The 14,678-nt window shown below is 62.3% G+C and carries 12 protein-coding genes; 4 read left to right on the plus strand and 8 right to left on the minus strand.

Annotated elements, in window-relative coordinates:
- Positions 1-32: 32 nt before the first annotated feature.
- Together O7A70_RS11365 and O7A70_RS11370 are read left to right on the plus strand one after the other, a co-directional pair.
- The gene (locus O7A70_RS11365; protein ID WP_337140457.1) at positions 33-593 is read left to right on the plus strand and encodes a DUF1003 domain-containing protein; all 561 of its coding nucleotides are present in this window, start codon (positions 33-35) and stop codon (positions 591-593) included.
- Positions 590-1,177, plus strand: a complete 588-nt coding sequence (locus O7A70_RS11370; protein WP_337140458.1) for a DedA family protein — start codon at positions 590-592, stop codon at positions 1,175-1,177. Before O7A70_RS11365 ends, O7A70_RS11370 begins: the two co-directional genes overlap by 4 nt.
- Positions 1,178-1,182: 5 nt before the next feature.
- Here O7A70_RS11370 and O7A70_RS11375 read toward each other — a convergent pair whose 3' ends face one another.
- The 3 genes from O7A70_RS11375 to O7A70_RS11385 all read right to left on the minus strand — a co-directional run bounded on the left by O7A70_RS11375 (position 1,183) and on the right by O7A70_RS11385 (position 2,665).
- On the minus strand, positions 1,183-1,770 hold the full coding sequence (locus O7A70_RS11375; RefSeq protein WP_337140459.1) for a hemerythrin domain-containing protein: 588 nt from the start codon (positions 1,768-1,770) through the stop codon (positions 1,183-1,185).
- 40 nt (positions 1,771-1,810) lie between these two features.
- Positions 1,811-2,170 carry a diacylglycerol kinase gene (locus O7A70_RS11380; protein WP_149904914.1) on the minus strand — a complete coding sequence of 120 codons (360 nt, stop codon included), beginning with the start codon at positions 2,168-2,170 and terminating at the stop codon, positions 1,811-1,813.
- 78 nt (positions 2,171-2,248) lie between these two features.
- On the minus strand, positions 2,249-2,665 hold the full coding sequence (locus tag O7A70_RS11385) for a GFA family protein (protein WP_337140461.1): 417 nt from the start codon (positions 2,663-2,665) through the stop codon (positions 2,249-2,251).
- A 411-nt stretch (positions 2,666-3,076) separates the two neighbouring features.
- Here O7A70_RS11385 and O7A70_RS11390 point away from each other — a divergent pair, with 411 nt between their 5' ends.
- Positions 3,077-4,147: a GGDEF domain-containing protein gene (locus O7A70_RS11390; protein WP_337140462.1), complete on the plus strand. Its 1,071-nt coding sequence runs from the start codon at positions 3,077-3,079 to the stop codon at positions 4,145-4,147.
- 102 nt (positions 4,148-4,249) lie between these two features.
- On the opposite strand, the gene O7A70_RS11395 is transcribed toward O7A70_RS11390, so the two are convergent.
- From O7A70_RS11395 to O7A70_RS11405, 3 genes are all read right to left on the minus strand, one after another.
- A complete protein-coding gene (locus O7A70_RS11395; protein ID WP_027146378.1) occupies positions 4,250-5,623 on the minus strand; it encodes a class II 3-deoxy-7-phosphoheptulonate synthase in 1,374 nt (457 codons plus the stop codon).
- Positions 5,624-5,781: 158 nt separating this feature from the next.
- The gene (mfd, locus tag O7A70_RS11400; RefSeq protein ID WP_337140463.1) at positions 5,782-9,279 is read right to left on the minus strand and encodes a transcription-repair coupling factor; all 3,498 of its coding nucleotides are present in this window, start codon (positions 9,277-9,279) and stop codon (positions 5,782-5,784) included.
- Positions 9,280-9,350: 71 nt separating this feature from the next.
- Positions 9,351-9,638, minus strand: coding sequence for a succinate dehydrogenase assembly factor 2 (locus O7A70_RS11405; RefSeq protein ID WP_027146380.1), 288 nt, complete (start codon positions 9,636-9,638; stop codon positions 9,351-9,353).
- Positions 9,639-9,731: 93 nt separating this feature from the next.
- Between O7A70_RS11405 and recG the strand changes: the two genes are divergently transcribed.
- Positions 9,732-11,840 carry an ATP-dependent DNA helicase RecG gene (gene recG, locus O7A70_RS11410; RefSeq protein ID WP_337140464.1) on the plus strand — a complete coding sequence of 703 codons (2,109 nt, stop codon included), beginning with the start codon at positions 9,732-9,734 and terminating at the stop codon, positions 11,838-11,840.
- Here the strand turns inward: recG and O7A70_RS11415 are convergent.
- Both O7A70_RS11415 and glmS read right to left on the minus strand, forming a co-directional pair.
- The gene (locus O7A70_RS11415; RefSeq protein WP_140503612.1) at positions 11,792-12,544 is read right to left on the minus strand and encodes a DUF502 domain-containing protein; all 753 of its coding nucleotides are present in this window, start codon (positions 12,542-12,544) and stop codon (positions 11,792-11,794) included. The two genes, recG and O7A70_RS11415, sit on opposite strands and share 49 nt — an antisense overlap.
- Before the next feature lie 93 nt (positions 12,545-12,637).
- Positions 12,638-14,461: a glutamine--fructose-6-phosphate transaminase (isomerizing) gene (gene glmS, locus O7A70_RS11420; RefSeq protein ID WP_337140465.1), complete on the minus strand. Its 1,824-nt coding sequence runs from the start codon at positions 14,459-14,461 to the stop codon at positions 12,638-12,640.
- Positions 14,462-14,678: the final 217 nt, after the last annotated feature.

Here is a 14,678-nt window from a genome sequence, read left to right on the forward strand (position 1 = left end):
CCTCTAGCGCAGCAAAGCGCTTGGAGACGACCATGAACAAGACGATCGACGATCTGGCGAACCGCTGGCTGAGGCGAAAGCCGGATGGGCTGAGCCAGTTGGAGAGCCGGGTGCTGCAAAGCACCATCGAGCGTACCACCATCACCAGGGACACCAACAAGGCCGTGGCCTTCCACCAGACCTTTGGCGACCGCCTTGCCGATACGATAGCCCGCATCGGGGGCTCCTGGTCGTTCATCCTGACCTTCGTCGCCTTCCTGATCGTGTGGACATCAGGCAATGTCTGGCTGTTGTCGCGCGATGCGTTCGACCCCTACCCCTTCATCTTCCTCAACCTGGTGCTGTCGATGGTCGCCGCCCTGCAGGCGCCGGTGATCATGATGGCGCAGAACCGCCAGACCGAGCGCGACCGCATCGATGCCGCCCATGACTATGAGGTCAATCTGAAGGCCGAGATCGAGATCATGGCGCTGCATGAGAAACTGGACGAACTGCGCCACAGCGAGATCATCGGCATGCGCGACGAGATCGTGCGGCTGGCGGAAGTAGTCAAGCGGATCGACGAAAGACTGTCACAGCAGTCGGCTTCATGACCGACGCGATCCACCATTTCATCGAACAATACGGGTTGCTGGCGGTTTTTCTCGGCTGCGTGGCCGAAGGCGAAAGTGCCGCGATCCTGGGTGGCTTCTTCGCTCACCAGCATGTTTTCGTACTGTGGCATGCCTTTGTCGCGGCAGCGCTGGGTGCCTTCGCCGGCGACACCTTCTTCTTCACCCTCGGCAGGAGTTTCGCCGACAATCGCCATGTCGTCAGGCTGCGCCGGCGGCCCGGCTTTCGCCGCGCCTACCGCCTGCTCGACACTCATCCCAACATCTTCGTGCTGTCGAACCGCTACGTCTACGGCATGCGCCTGGTCGGCGGCGTGGCGGCCGGCCTTTCGACCATAACGGCGCCGCGCTTCGTTATCCTCAACGCCATCTCATCGGTGATCTGGGCGGTGCTGTTCAGCACGATCGGTTATGTCTTCGGGTTGGGGGCCGAAGAATTGGTTGGCCAGGCGCTGATGCGCCACGAGCGGCTGTTCGTCGGGCTTGGCATCGGCCTTGCCGTGGCCGTGCTTGCCTGGCTTGTCGCCCGCCACATCGCCAAGCGGGAGCGCGCCAAGGAGTTTTGACCGGGCTAGTCGATGCCGAGCCCCTGATCACCCCGATCGAGAATGAGCGGGATGATCAGATCCTCCTCATCGGCGAGATGCCGGGTCAGCATCGCGATCAGTCGGCTGTTTTCGTCGGCATAAGCATCGGCGGCGAAGCGCTGCTTGTCCTCACTCTCCTGAAGTGTACGGATGAAGGCATTCGCTGCCTCGGCGTTGCGCTCCAGTCCTTCGTGGATCGTGTGGTGATCGGCATCGAGAATGTCGAAGCCACGTTTCAGACGGGGCTCCGCCTTGGTGAATGCCGGGAAATACTGGTAATCCTCGACATTGTGATGGCCGTCGAGATGCCCGAGAAAATGGTTGAGGCGCGGTGCGAACCAGCGCGCGAAATCGGGAGCCGCCAGTGCGCCTTCGCGATAGTCGTCAATGCCGCCGGTGAGCATGCCGCCGAGCTCGCGGAACATGTCGTGCCGCTGCAGCCACATATTGGCCATGCCGTGAATATTGGCGTGAGCCTGCCAGTTCTCGCGCGGATACTTTTCGGCCAGCCAGCGCAGGTCTTCCGGCAGGCCCAAGCGTTCGAGAAGCGAGGAATTCGTGAGCTCTGCCATGACGGTCTCCTTTGGTGACTGTCATATAGGGATCAAAGTCTCAGATCGGCACCCCCGTTATGCGTTCGATGAGAGCGATGCCCCAGACGCCGCCAGCAATCACTACCGAAATCAGCACCGCCAGCGAGCCGCAATCCTTGGCGAGCTGGATGTCGATGTGGAATTCACGAGAAATTGCGTCGCACGCCGCCTCGATGCCGGTGTTCAGCACTTCGACCATGATCAAGAGGAGCACCGCGCCGATCAGCAGCGCGTAGCCGCGCCACGACACTGAAATGAACCATCCGGCCGGCAAGGCCAGCACCAGCAGCATCAATTCCTGCTGGAAAGCCTTCTCGCTGACCGCAAGCTTGCGAAATGCCCGCACCGAATTGATAAAAGCATCGATCAGCCGCTGCATACCCAGGCCCCTCTCGAAATCACCGGCCCGGGATAAAGCAATGCCCCGATCAATGGAATAAGGCGGATCGTCCAAATTTCATTCAGCGACCGGTACGGATGGTGTCGACTTTTCAAACTGAGGCAGCCCGTCGTCTATCGAATAATAGTCGCCCTTGTCGCCGACGAAGATATGACATTCGCCCTTGAGCGCTGTCGGCTTGTCGAACGATCCCGCCATGACCGAAATATGGCCCTTATCCATTGCCTTCCAGAACAACAGCGACCCGCATGTCTTGCAGAAGCCGCGCCTGGCGAAAGCGGACGCTTCATACCAGGTGATGCTTTCGGGGCCTTCGATCACGATGTCTGTATCGGCGACATTGGTCGCGGCATAGAAATGCCCGCTCTGTTTACGACATTGCGAACAATGGCAGTAGACAACGCCACGCAGCGTCCCACTTGTCCGGAAGCGGACCGCTCCGCACAGACATGATCCCTGGTGGTTGTCGCTCATTTCGGCACTCCTCGAAGAAACTTCGTCCAGCATCACCGTCAGGATTCCAGCTTCGCGGTGGTTACGCGCAAGCAAGTACGACATCGATTGGCGTGACGAATTCGAAATTCAGTTTCATTTGCGGCAGCACACCGCAGAACTTCGAATTCAAGACCACCAAACTGAGTGCTGTCCCGCGATGGCAATACAAAACTTTACGCGCGTACAGCCACAGGTAGAGAAAACCTGTGGAAGTCGTGCGAATTAAGGAAACTTTAGCGCCGATGCAACTATGATCTCACAAGCGAAGGGTGCGGATGGGGCCGCGCCTCTTCGCAAGATGTTCTGGAGCATTGGGTAGCGCTCCCCAGGTCGGCGATCAATGGACCCGCGAATTCTGCGTCGGGATCCGAGGGGAAGAGTGAATCAGACATGCAGCCGGCAGCAGCCTCGACCGAACGAAGCACCGATATCGCAACCACCGTTGTCGCGACCATGCGCCAGCTTGGCGTACTCGGCCTGCCACGCAACTACGAGATTTTCTATGAGGCCTTGAGCGGCACCAATCGCGAGCTCAGCCTCGCCGTCGTGTCGTTGAGCAACCGGCCGACGCAGGACGAACTCGACCAGATCGGGCGCACCTTCTTCGCCCATAACCATGGTCCCGGGATCGTCGAGCATGCCAGAGACGTCATCGCCCGAGAACTCGAGGAGGTCGCGTCGCTCCTGCGCAGCGAGCGCAGCCACATCGAAAAATACGGCAGGATCCTCGATGAGACATCAAGCGGCCTGAGCAACCGCAGCCTTCTCTCCCAGGACCTTCTGCAAAAGATCGCCAACGCAATGACCATCGCGACCAATTCGACGATCGATCACGGCCGGCAGATCGCCTCGACGCTCAGCGACAAGACGGCAGAACTCGAGAGCGTCAAGTCGAAGCTCGAGGAATACAAGCGGCTGGCCGACACGGATCCGTTGACCAAGATCTGGAACCGCCGCGCTTTCGACAAGGAAATCACCAGGATCTACAACAGCAACAAGGGTATCCTGTTCAATGCCCTGATCCTCGTCGACATCGATCGGTTCAAGGACATCAACGACCGCTACGGCCATCCTGTCGGCGACAAGATCATCCAGATCATCGCCGAGATTTTCCAGACCAGCATTCGCGGCGACATGTTCGTCGCCCGCACCGGCGGCGAGGAGTTCGCGCTGATCATCGAGGGCGCCAGCGAAGAGGCAACCTACGAGATCGCGGAACGCATTCGCGCCCTGATCGAGCAGACGCCGTTCACCAGCAGCCAGACCGGCATGAATTACGGCACGGTGACGGTATCGATGGGTATCTGCATGGCGTCCGAGGCCGAAGGCCCCGAGGACCTCTACACCAAGGCGGATCGGGCGCTCTATCGCTCGAAAGTCAGTGGCCGCAACCGCGTTACCAGGCATTCGGCCATGGCAGGGCGCGCAGGCAAGAGCTGGCTGCTCTACAAGCAAGACTGAAGCTTTTGCGGTTGCATCGGCACGGTCGGACGCAAAAGATGAAAATGGAAAAGGCGCCGGGTTTCCCAGGCGCCTTTGCATTATCGATCCAATTGGCCAGGCTCAGCCGTTCGCGACCTGCTTGTGCTGCACCGGATGGCTCTTCTTCAACAGGTCCGAGACCAGGAACGCCAGTTCGATCGCCTGGTCGGCATTGAGGCGCGGATCGCAATGGGTGTGGTAGCGGTCCTGCAACTCCTCGGCCGTGATGGCGCGTGCGCCACCGGTGCATTCAGTGACGTTCTTGCCGGTCATCTCGACATGGATGCCGCCTGGATGCGTGCCTTCGGCGCGATGCACCTCGAAGAAGGTCTGCACCTCCTTCAGGATGCGGTCGAAGGGCCGCGTCTTGTAGCCGGCCGCTTCGATCGTGTTGCCATGCATCGGGTCCGACGACCAGACCACGCTGCGGCCTTCCTTCTGCACCGCGCGCACCAGCTTCGGCAGATGGTCGGCAACCTTGTCGGAACCGAAGCGGGCGATCAGCGTCAATCGCCCCGGCTCATTCTCGGGGTTCAACAGATCGATCAGTTCCAGCAGGCCGTCCGGCGTCAGCGACGGACCGCATTTCAGGCCGAGCGGGTTCTTGATGCCCCGGCAATATTCGACGTGCGCGTGATCGGGTTGGCGCGTGCGGTCGCCGATCCAGATCATATGGCCCGACGTGGCGTACCAGTCGCCGGAGGTCGAATCCACACGGGTCAGCGCCTCCTCGTAGCCGAGCAGCAGCGCCTCGTGGCTGGTGTAGAAGTCGGTTTCGCGCAGCGCGAAATTGGTTTCCGACGTAATGCCGACGGCGCGCATGAAATCCATGGTCTCGGTGATGCGGTTGGCAAGCGATTCGTATTTCTCGCCCTGCGGGCTGTCGGAGACGAAGCCGAGCATCCAGCGATGCACATTCTCCAGGTTGGCATAGCCGCCCTGCGCGAAGGCACGCAGAAGATTGAGCGTCGCCGCCGACTGACGATAAGCCATTTCCTGGCGGGCGGGATCGGGAATGCGTGATTTCGCGTCGAATTCGATGCCATTGATGATGTCGCCGCGATAGCTCGGCAGCGTCACCTCGCCCTTGGTCTCGTTGTCGGACGAGCGCGGCTTGGCGAACTGGCCGGCGACGCGGCCAACCTTCACCACTGGCTGCGCACCGGCGAAGGTCAGCACGACCGACATCTGCAGGAAGACGCGGAAGAAGTCGCGGATGTTGTCCGCGCCATGTTCGGCAAAACTCTCGGCGCAGTCGCCGCCCTGGAGCAGGAAGGCTTCACCTGCGGCAACAGTCGCCAGCTGCTTCTTCAGCTTGCGCGCCTCGCCGGCGAAGACCAGCGGCGGAAAGGTGGCGAGTTGGGCTTCCGTGTTCTTCAGCGCGGCAAGGTCCGGATAAGCGGGAACCTGCTTGATCGGCTTTGCTCTCCACGAATTCGGCGACCATTTCGTCATCGCTGCACCCAACGCTCTTTCCGGCGAACATCTTGCCCGCCATTTCCAGCCCCTAAATGGGGTGGCGGCTCCATACACGAAGCCGATTTCCTATTCTAGACCGGAATTTCGGTGCTGGCGAATGGCTTGACGCCCTCAGGACGCCCCGAAAGGTGAGATCAGGCCGTCTTCTGAGCCAACTTCGCCAGTTGCGTCATGACGACAGCCGAGCCCGCCAGACGCTTCTCCGCCGTCGGCCAGTCGCGGGTGAAGACCACGCTATGGTCGGCCCGGATCTTGGCCAGCGAACCCTGCTCGCCAATATACTTGACCAGCCCGACGGGGTTCGAAAATTCGCGCTTGCGGAAATGGATGACGACGCCCTTCGGCCCGGCATCGAGCTTCTCGACATTGGCCTTGCGGCAGAGCGCCTTGATGAAGACGATCTTGAGGAGATGTTTTACTTCCTCCGGCAGCGCGCCGAAACGGTCGATCAGCTCGGCGCCGAAGGCGTCGATTTCCTCGGTATTTTCGAGATCGCCGAGACGGCGGTAGAGCGCCAGCCTGAGCTGCAGGTCCGGCACGTAGCCTTCCGGGATCATCACCGCGGTGCCGACGGCGATCTGCGGCGACCAGCCGCCATCCTGGACTTCGCCGGAATCCTTCACCTCGGCCACCGCCTCCTCCAGCATCTGCTGGTAGAGCTCGAAGCCGACCTCCTTGATGTGCCCGGACTGTTCCTCGCCGAGAAGATTGCCGGCGCCCCTGATGTCGAGGTCATGGCTGGCGAGCTGGAAGCCGGCACCCAGCGTGTCGAGCGATTGCAGCACCTTCAGACGGCGCTCGGCGGTGTCGGTCAGCTTGCGGTTGGCCGGCAGGGTGAACAGCGCATAGGCGCGCACCTTCGAGCGCCCGACGCGGCCGCGCAGCTGGTAGAGCTGCGACAGGCCGAACATGTCGGCGCGATGGATGATCAGCGTGTTGGCTGTCGGGATATCGAGGCCGGATTCGACGATTGTGGTCGACAGAAGCACGTCGTACTGGCCGTCGTAGAAGGCGTTCATGATGTCGTCGAGTTCGCCCGGCGGCATCTGGCCGTGGGCCACAGCCACCTTCAGTTCGGGAACGGATTCCTTCAGAAAATCATGGATTTCCGCCAGATCGCTGATACGAGGTACGACATAGAAGGAATGCCCGCCACGGTAACGCTCACGCAGCAGCGTCTCGCGAATCACCAAGGGATCGAACGGCGAGATGAAGGTGCGCACCGCCATGCGGTCGACCGGCGGCGTGGCGATGAGCGACAGTTCGCGCACGCCCGTCAGCGCCAGCTGCAGCGTGCGCGGGATCGGCGTCGCCGACAGCGTCAGCACATGGACGTCGGTCTTCAGGTCTTTCAGCCGCTCCTTGTGCTTGACGCCAAAATGCTGCTCCTCGTCGATAATCAGCAGGCCGAGATTCTTGAACGAGATGGCGGAACCGAGCAGCGCATGGGTGCCGATGACGATGTCGACCTGCCCTTCGGCAATGCCCTTCTTGGTCTCGGCCAGATCCTTGGCTCCGACCAGCCGCGAGGCCTGGGCGACACGAATGGGAAGCCCTGAGAAACGCTGCGAGAACGTCTTGAAATGCTGGCGCGACAACAGCGTCGTCGGCACCACCACCGCGACCTGAAACCCTTCCATCGCCGCGATGAAGGCGCCGCGCAGCGCCACTTCGGTCTTGCCAAAGCCGACGTCGCCGCAGATCAGCCGGTCCATCGGCTTGCCGGCGCCAAGGTCGCCGCGCACCGAGTCGATGGCCGTCTGCTGGTCGTCGGTTTCCTCGTAAGGGAAGCGGGCGGCAAACTCGTCATAGAGGCCTTCGGCCGGCACCAGCGCCGGCGCGGCGCGCATCTGACGCTCGGCGGCGATGCGGATCAGTTGCCCGGCCATATCGAGGAGGCGCCGCTTCAGCTTGGCCTTGCGCGACTGCCAGGCGCCGCCGCCGAGCTTGTCCAGCGTCGCCTCGGCTGTGTCGGAGCCGTAGCGCGACAGCAGCTCGATGTTTTCCACCGGCAGGAACAGCCGGTCGTCGCCGGCATAGTGGATTTCCAGGCAGTCATGCGGCGCGCCGACCACTTCGATGGTGCGCAGGCCGATGAAGCGGCCAATGCCATGGTCGGTATGGACGACAATGTCACCGGCCGACAAGGCCGAGGCCTCGGCAATGAAATCGGAAGCGCGCTTCTTGCGCTTCGATCGGCGGATCAGCCGGTCGCCCAGAATGTCCTGTTCGGCGACAACGACCAGCTTTTCAGTTTCAAAGCCGGATTCCAGCGGCAAAACCGCCAATGCGGCCTGTCCCGGCTCGAGCTGTTCCGCTTCCGCCAGCGTCTCGACCTGCTTGAGATTGCCGAGATGGTGCTCGGCCAGGATCTGGCCAAGCCGGTCGAGCGATCCTTCGGTCCAGCCGGCGATGACGACGCGGCGGCGTGCGGCGCGCTCGTCGGCTATGTGCCGGACGACGACATCGAAGACATTGACGTTCGGATCGGCTCGCTCCTCGACGAAGCTGCGACCATGGCGCGAGCCGGCGTGGAAGACTTTCTTACCCCCCAAATCGGGCGCATCGAACACGGTAAAGTCAATGTCTTCGCGCTCGCCAAGCGAAGCCTTGAGATTCTCCGGCGAGAGATAGAGCAGGTCCGGTGCGACCGGCTTGTAGGGCACCGCATCCCTAAGCGCCCCGTCAGCCTGTTTTTTGCGCGCCTCGTAGTGGTCGAGGATCAGCGTATGGCGCTCGGCAAGCGCCTCATGCGCCAGATGGTCGAAAACCACGGGTGCGTCGGGCAGGTAGTCGAACACGGTCTCCAGCCGCTCGTAAAAGAACGGCAGCCAATGCTCCATGCCGGCGAAGCGCCGCGCTTCGCTGACCGCCGCGTAGAGCCCGTCGTCACGCGATGGCGCGCCAAAGGCTTCGATATAGGAGCGGCGGAAGCGGCTGATGGTTTCCGGCGTCAGCGCCACTTCGCTCATCGCCTGCAGCGCCATCGACTTGCGCTGACCGGTGGTGCGCTGCGTGGCGGCGTCGAAGACGCGGATCGATTCCAGCGTGTCGCCGAAGAAATCAAGCCGCAGCGCCTCGGTCCAACCGGGTGCGAAAAGGTCGAGAATGCCGCCGCGCACCGCGAATTCGCCGATGCCGCGCACGGTCGGCACCCGCTCGAATCCCGACGTCTCCAGCCTTGCGATCAGCGCATTCATGTCGATCTGGTTGCCGGGCCTGGCGTGGAAGGTCTGCGCCTCGACAAGCTCAGCGGGCGGAATGCGCTGCAGCAGCGCGTTGGCGGTGGTGAGAATGACGGCACGGTGCGGTTTCTTCGCCAGCGCGATCATGGCGGTCAGTGCATCGAGGCGCTTGGCGGCGGCATCGGAACCGGGCGACACACGGTCGTATGGCAGGCAGTCCCAGGCAGGCAGTTCCAGCACAGGCAGGCCGGGCGCGACGAAGGACAGCGCCTCGATGATGGAAGGCAAGCGCTGGCCGTCGCGGGCCACGAACAGCACCGGCTTGTCGGGTGCGATTTCGAGCGCCGTCTGTACCAGCGCGAAGGCCTCGTAGCCGTCGGCGACACCGTCGACGATGAACTGGCCGGCGCGGCCCTTCGGCAAGCCAATGGTGGGGATGAGAGCCATCAAATCACGGTCTTGTTTATCGCAATTCCGAACGGAAAACCGCTTCGCACTTTTCCTGGAATTGCTTTTGTTCAGAATGTCATGGTCCGGCGGGACGCCAGGATTTTTTGCAGGACGGCACAGTCGATCTCCGCCGGCACCGGGCGTTCGCCCGTGACCAGCGGCAGGAATTCTGTGTCGGCAATATCGAGGAGCCTCTCATATTGGTCGATTTCCTCGGCGGTCAAGGTGCCGATCTCGGCATCGGCGAAGGTGCCGAGGATGAGGTCCATCTCGCGTAAGCCGCGATGCCAGGAGCGGAACAACAGCTTGCGGCGGTGGGCGTCCAGCCCCTCGCTTGATCGTTTCGTTCCGGTCATTGTGCCGCATCCTCGCTTCAAGCGGCGCATATAGCGTGGATAGTGGGCGGTGTCAGCCTTTGCGCTGCGGCCGTCGCGACATAAGCTGACATCATGCGTCCTTCCATACTCGATCCCCTGTTTGTCCCGATCACCTCGCTTGCCGGCGTCGGGCCGAAGGTCGGTGCCCTGATCGAGAAGGTCGTGGCGGCCGACCTCGGCGATCGCGCCGCGCGCGCCGGCGATCTCCTGTTCGTGCTGCCCCACACCGTCATCGACCGCCGCAATCGACCTGGCATCGCCCTCGCGGCGGAAGGCGCCATCGTGACGCTTGAGTTGCGCATCGACCGCCACCAGCCGCCGCCGCGCGGCAACAGGTCTGTGCCCTACCGGGTCTACGCCCATGACGATACCGGCGAAATCGGTCTGACCTTCTTCCATGCCCATGCCGCCTATCTCGAAAAGGCAATGCCTGTCGGCGAGCATGTCGTGGTGTCAGGCCGTATGGAATGGTTCAACGGACGCCCGACCATGGTCCATCCCGACCATATCGCACTCGCCAGCGAAGCCGAGAACCTGCCGCTGGTCGAGCCGGTCTATCCGCTGACCGCGGGGCTGTCCGGCAAGGTGCTGCGCCGTGCGATCGGCCAGGCGCTCGGCCGCCTGCCGGACCTGCCGGAATGGCAGGATGATGCCTTCATGCGCCGCCAGAGCTTTCCGTCCTTTGGCGACGCGCTGACCCGTATCCATTATCCCGGCGATCCGATCGATGTCACGGTCGAAGGGGCTGCATGGCGCCGCCTCGCCTATGATGAATTGCTCGCCGGCCAGGTCTCGCTGGCCCTGGTGCGGGCAAAGGTGCGACGCCTGTCAGGCCGCCCTCTCGTCGGCGATGGCCGCATCGTCGAGAAGCTGCGTGCGGCCCTGCCCTATTCGCTCACTCCCTCGCAGGAATTCGCGCTCGCCGAAATCAACGCCGATCTCGCCGATCCAGAGCGCATGCTGCGGCTGCTGCAAGGCGATGTCGGTTCGGGCAAGACGGTCGTGGCTTTGTTGGCCATGGCACGCGCCGTCGAGGCCGGCGGCCAGGCGGCGCTGATGGCGCCGACCGAAATCCTGGCGCGCCAGCATCTGGCGACGATCACCCCGCTTGCAGCCAAGGTCGGCTTGCGCATCGCCATCCTGACCGGCCGTGAAAAGGGCCGCGAGCGAGCCGAAACACTGGCTGGTCTTGCCAGCGGCGAAATCGATATCATCGTCGGCACCCACGCGCTGTTTCAGGAAACGGTCAGCTTCCACGATCTGGTCCTGGCCGTCATCGATGAGCAGCATCGCTTCGGCGTCCATCAGCGGCTTGCCATCACCGCCAAGGGCGACGCGCCCGACATGCTGGTGATGACCGCGACCCCGATCCCGCGCACGCTGGTGCTGACCGCCTTCGGCGACATGGATGTCTCGAAGCTCACGGAAAAACCGGCCGGCCGTCAGCCGATCCGCACCGTCACGCTGCCGCTCGAACGGCTCGACGAGCTGGTCGGCCGCATGCTCGATGCCGTCGCGGATGGCCAGAAGATCTACTGGATTTGCCCGCTGGTCGAGGAATCCGAAGAAATCAAGCTAATGTCGGCCGAGGATCGTTTCGCTTCGCTGAAGCCGCTGTTCGGCGATCGCATCGGCCTTGTCCATGGCCGCATGAAGGGTGCCGAGAAGGACGAGGCGATGCGTGCCTTCAAGCAAGGCGAGACGCGCATCCTGATCGCCACCACGGTCATCGAAGTCGGCGTCGACGTTCCTGACGCCACGATCATGGTCATCGAGCATGCCGAACGCTTCGGGCTCGCCCAGTTGCACCAGCTGCGCGGCCGGGTCGGACGCGGCGACATCAAGTCATCCTGCGTGTTGCTCTACAAGGACCCGCTTGGCGAGACCGCCAAACGCCGGCTGTCGGTGATGCGCGAGACCGAGGACGGCTTCCTGATCGCCGAAGAGGATCTGAAACTGCGCGGCGAAGGCGAATTGCTCGGTACCCGCCAGTCCGGCACGCCTGGTTTCCAGGTGGCGCGCATCGAGGCGCATGCCGACCTACTGGAGGCCGCCCGAGACGACGCCAGGCTGATCCTGTCGCGCGATCCCGAACTGCAATCGGATCGCGGCGAGGCGCTGCGGCTCCTGCTCTACTTGTTCGGCCGCGACGAGGCCGTGCGGCTCCTGCGCGCCGGATGAGGCCCTAGCGGCGGATTGGCCAGGGTTCCGTTGATCGGCTCACCGTTCAGCGTCACCAGTTTCGTCTTCACCTCGGGGGCCACCAACCCGGCCGATACGATCAGCTTGGCGCCGTCCTCGATCGTCATGTCGAGCGGCACGATATCCGACTTCAGAACATACATCAGGAAACCGGTCGTCGGGTTCGGCGTGCACGGCATGAACACCGCAATCAGTGGATCGCCTTCCTGGTCGAGCTTCTGGTTGATCTCGGTTTCCTTCTCGCTGGCGACAAACACCAGCGACCACACGCCCTTGCGTGGATATTCGACCAGCCCAACCTGACGGAACATGTCGCCCTTGTTCGACAGCACGGTCTCGAAAATCTGCTTCAGCGACCCATAGATGCCGCGCACCAGCGGCATGCGGCCAAGCAGGCGCTCGCCAAACCCGACGATGGCGCGGCCGACAATGTTGGCCGTCAGGAAGCCGATCAGCGTGATCAGGATGAGCGCGACGATCAGCCCAAACCCCGGAACCGGGAACGGCAAATAGCTGTCGGGGCTGTAACGCGCCGGAATATAGGGTTTTACCCAGGAATCGACCCAGCCGATGAACGACCAGGCGATATAGGCGGTGATCGCCAGCGGCGCGCAGACGATGAAGCCCGTGAGGAAATAGTTCCTCAGCCGGGTCATGCCGGAAGTCTTCGAAGCGTCTGACATGGTTCACCCGGGGGCGCTATTGCGACCCGACATTAGTGAACCGGAAGGCGCTTTGGAACTGCGAAGTTTTTAAAGGCGCTTGTTTACAAGCGCCTATTCCACTGTCACCGATTTCGCCAGATTGCGCGGCTGATCGACGTCGGTGCCCATGAACACGGCGGCGAAATACGCAAGCATCTGGATCGGCAGCGCGTAGATGATGGGCGAGATGATTTCCGGCACATCCGGAAGCACGATGGTCTCCATCGTCTTCACGCTCACCTGTGCCGCGCCCTTGGCGTCGGTGATCAGGATGATCTTGCCGCCACGCGCCGCCACTTCCTGCATGTTGGACACGGTCTTTTCGAAGATGCGATCGTGCGGCGCAATCACGATCACCGGCATGTTCTCGTCGATCAGCGCGATCGGCCCGTGCTTCAGCTCGCCCGCGGCATAGCCTTCGGCATGGATGTAGGAGATTTCCTTGAGCTTCAGCGCGCCTTCCATGGCCAGCGGGAAATTGGTGTCGCGTCCGAGATAGAGCACGTCCTTGTAGCGAGACAGCTCCCGCGCGATCCGTTCGATCTGTTCTTCGAGCTTCAGCACCTGGTTGGCGTAGCGCGGTGCTTCCGAAAGCGCTCGCACCAGGGTCTTCTCTTGCTCCTTCGAGATCGCCCCGCGCGCCACGCCCGCCCGCACTGCGAGCGAGGCCAGTACCGAGAGCTGGCAAGTAAAAGCCTTGGTCGAAGCGACGCCGATCTCAGGCCCCGCCAGCGTCGGCAGCACGACGTCGGATTCGCGCGCCATGGTCGATTCCCGCACATTGACGACCGCGCCGATCTTCATGCCGGCCTTGCGGCAATAGCGCAGCGAAGCCAGCGTATCGGCGGTCTCGCCCGACTGCGAGATGAAGAAGGCGGCATCGCTGGCCGACAGCGGCATTTCGCGATAGCGGAATTCCGACGCGACATCGATATCGACCGGCAGCCGAGCATAGCGCTCGAACCAGTATTTGCCGATCAGGCCGGCAAGATACGCAGTGCCGCAGGCGGAGATAGCCAGGCGGCCGATCTTGGCGAAATCGAATGGCAGGTCGAGCGGCTTGGAGACGCCGGAGACGAAATCGACGTAGTGCGCCAGTGTGTGCGAGATCACTTCGGGCTGCTCATGGATTTCCTTTTCCATGAAATGGCGGCGGTTGCCCTTGTCGACCATGAAGCTGGTCGACAGCGACTGCTGGCGCTTGCGGTCGACTTTCTTGCCGTCGATGTCGAAGATGGCGACGCTCTCGCGGCGCACCACCGCCCAGTCGCCGTCCTCGAGATAGGTGATCGAATTGGTGAACGGAGCGAGCGCGATGGCGTCGGAGCCCAAAAACATCTCGCCATCGCCATGGCCAACCGCCAGTGGCGGGCCGTTGCGCGCGCCGACAATCAGGTCCTCGTCGCCCTTGAACATGATGGCCAGCGCAAAGGCGCCTTCCAGCCGCTTCAGCGCCTTGTGCGCGGCCTCGATCGGCTTCAGACCTTTCGCGAGTTCCCGTGCCACCAGATGCGCCACGACCTCGGTGTCGGTCTGCGACGAGAAGGAATAGCCGTCGCGGACCAGCTCGTCGCGCAGTTCGGCGAAATTCTCGATGATGCCGTTGTGGACGATGGCGACGCCCTCCGAAAAGTGCGGGTGCGCATTGGTCTCGTTGGGCACACCGTGGGTCGCCCAGCGTGTATGGCCGATACCGATCGTGCCGTCGAGCGGCTCATCCTTGAGCCGGCGTTCGAGGTTGACCAGCTTGCCCTCGGCGCGGCGGCGGCCAAGTTGACCCTTTTCGATGGTGGCGACGCCTGCCGAGTCATAACCGCGATATTCGAGCCGCTTCAGCGCGTCGACGATGAGCGGCGCAACCTGCGAGTGGCCGACAATTCCAACGATACCGCACATGCAGACAGTCCCCGATTGCCCATGGAAAACCAGCGCTATTTAGGGGTGGCCGGCCTGCCGCGAAAGTCACATTGCATTTCGTCCGGTGTAACGGACACTTGCGCACGCATGCACCATGACAGACCGCTCTTGCAATCCGGTTACTGCAATCGTTCGTTTTTTTCGATTGCTTCGGCAAGAAAGCAGACTTGTCGACCAAAAGCAGACTTGTCGACCA

Source organism: Mesorhizobium sp. Cs1299R1N1 (genome assembly GCF_037179655.1).
Taxonomy (GTDB): Bacteria; Pseudomonadota; Alphaproteobacteria; order Rhizobiales; family Rhizobiaceae; genus Mesorhizobium; species Mesorhizobium salmacidum.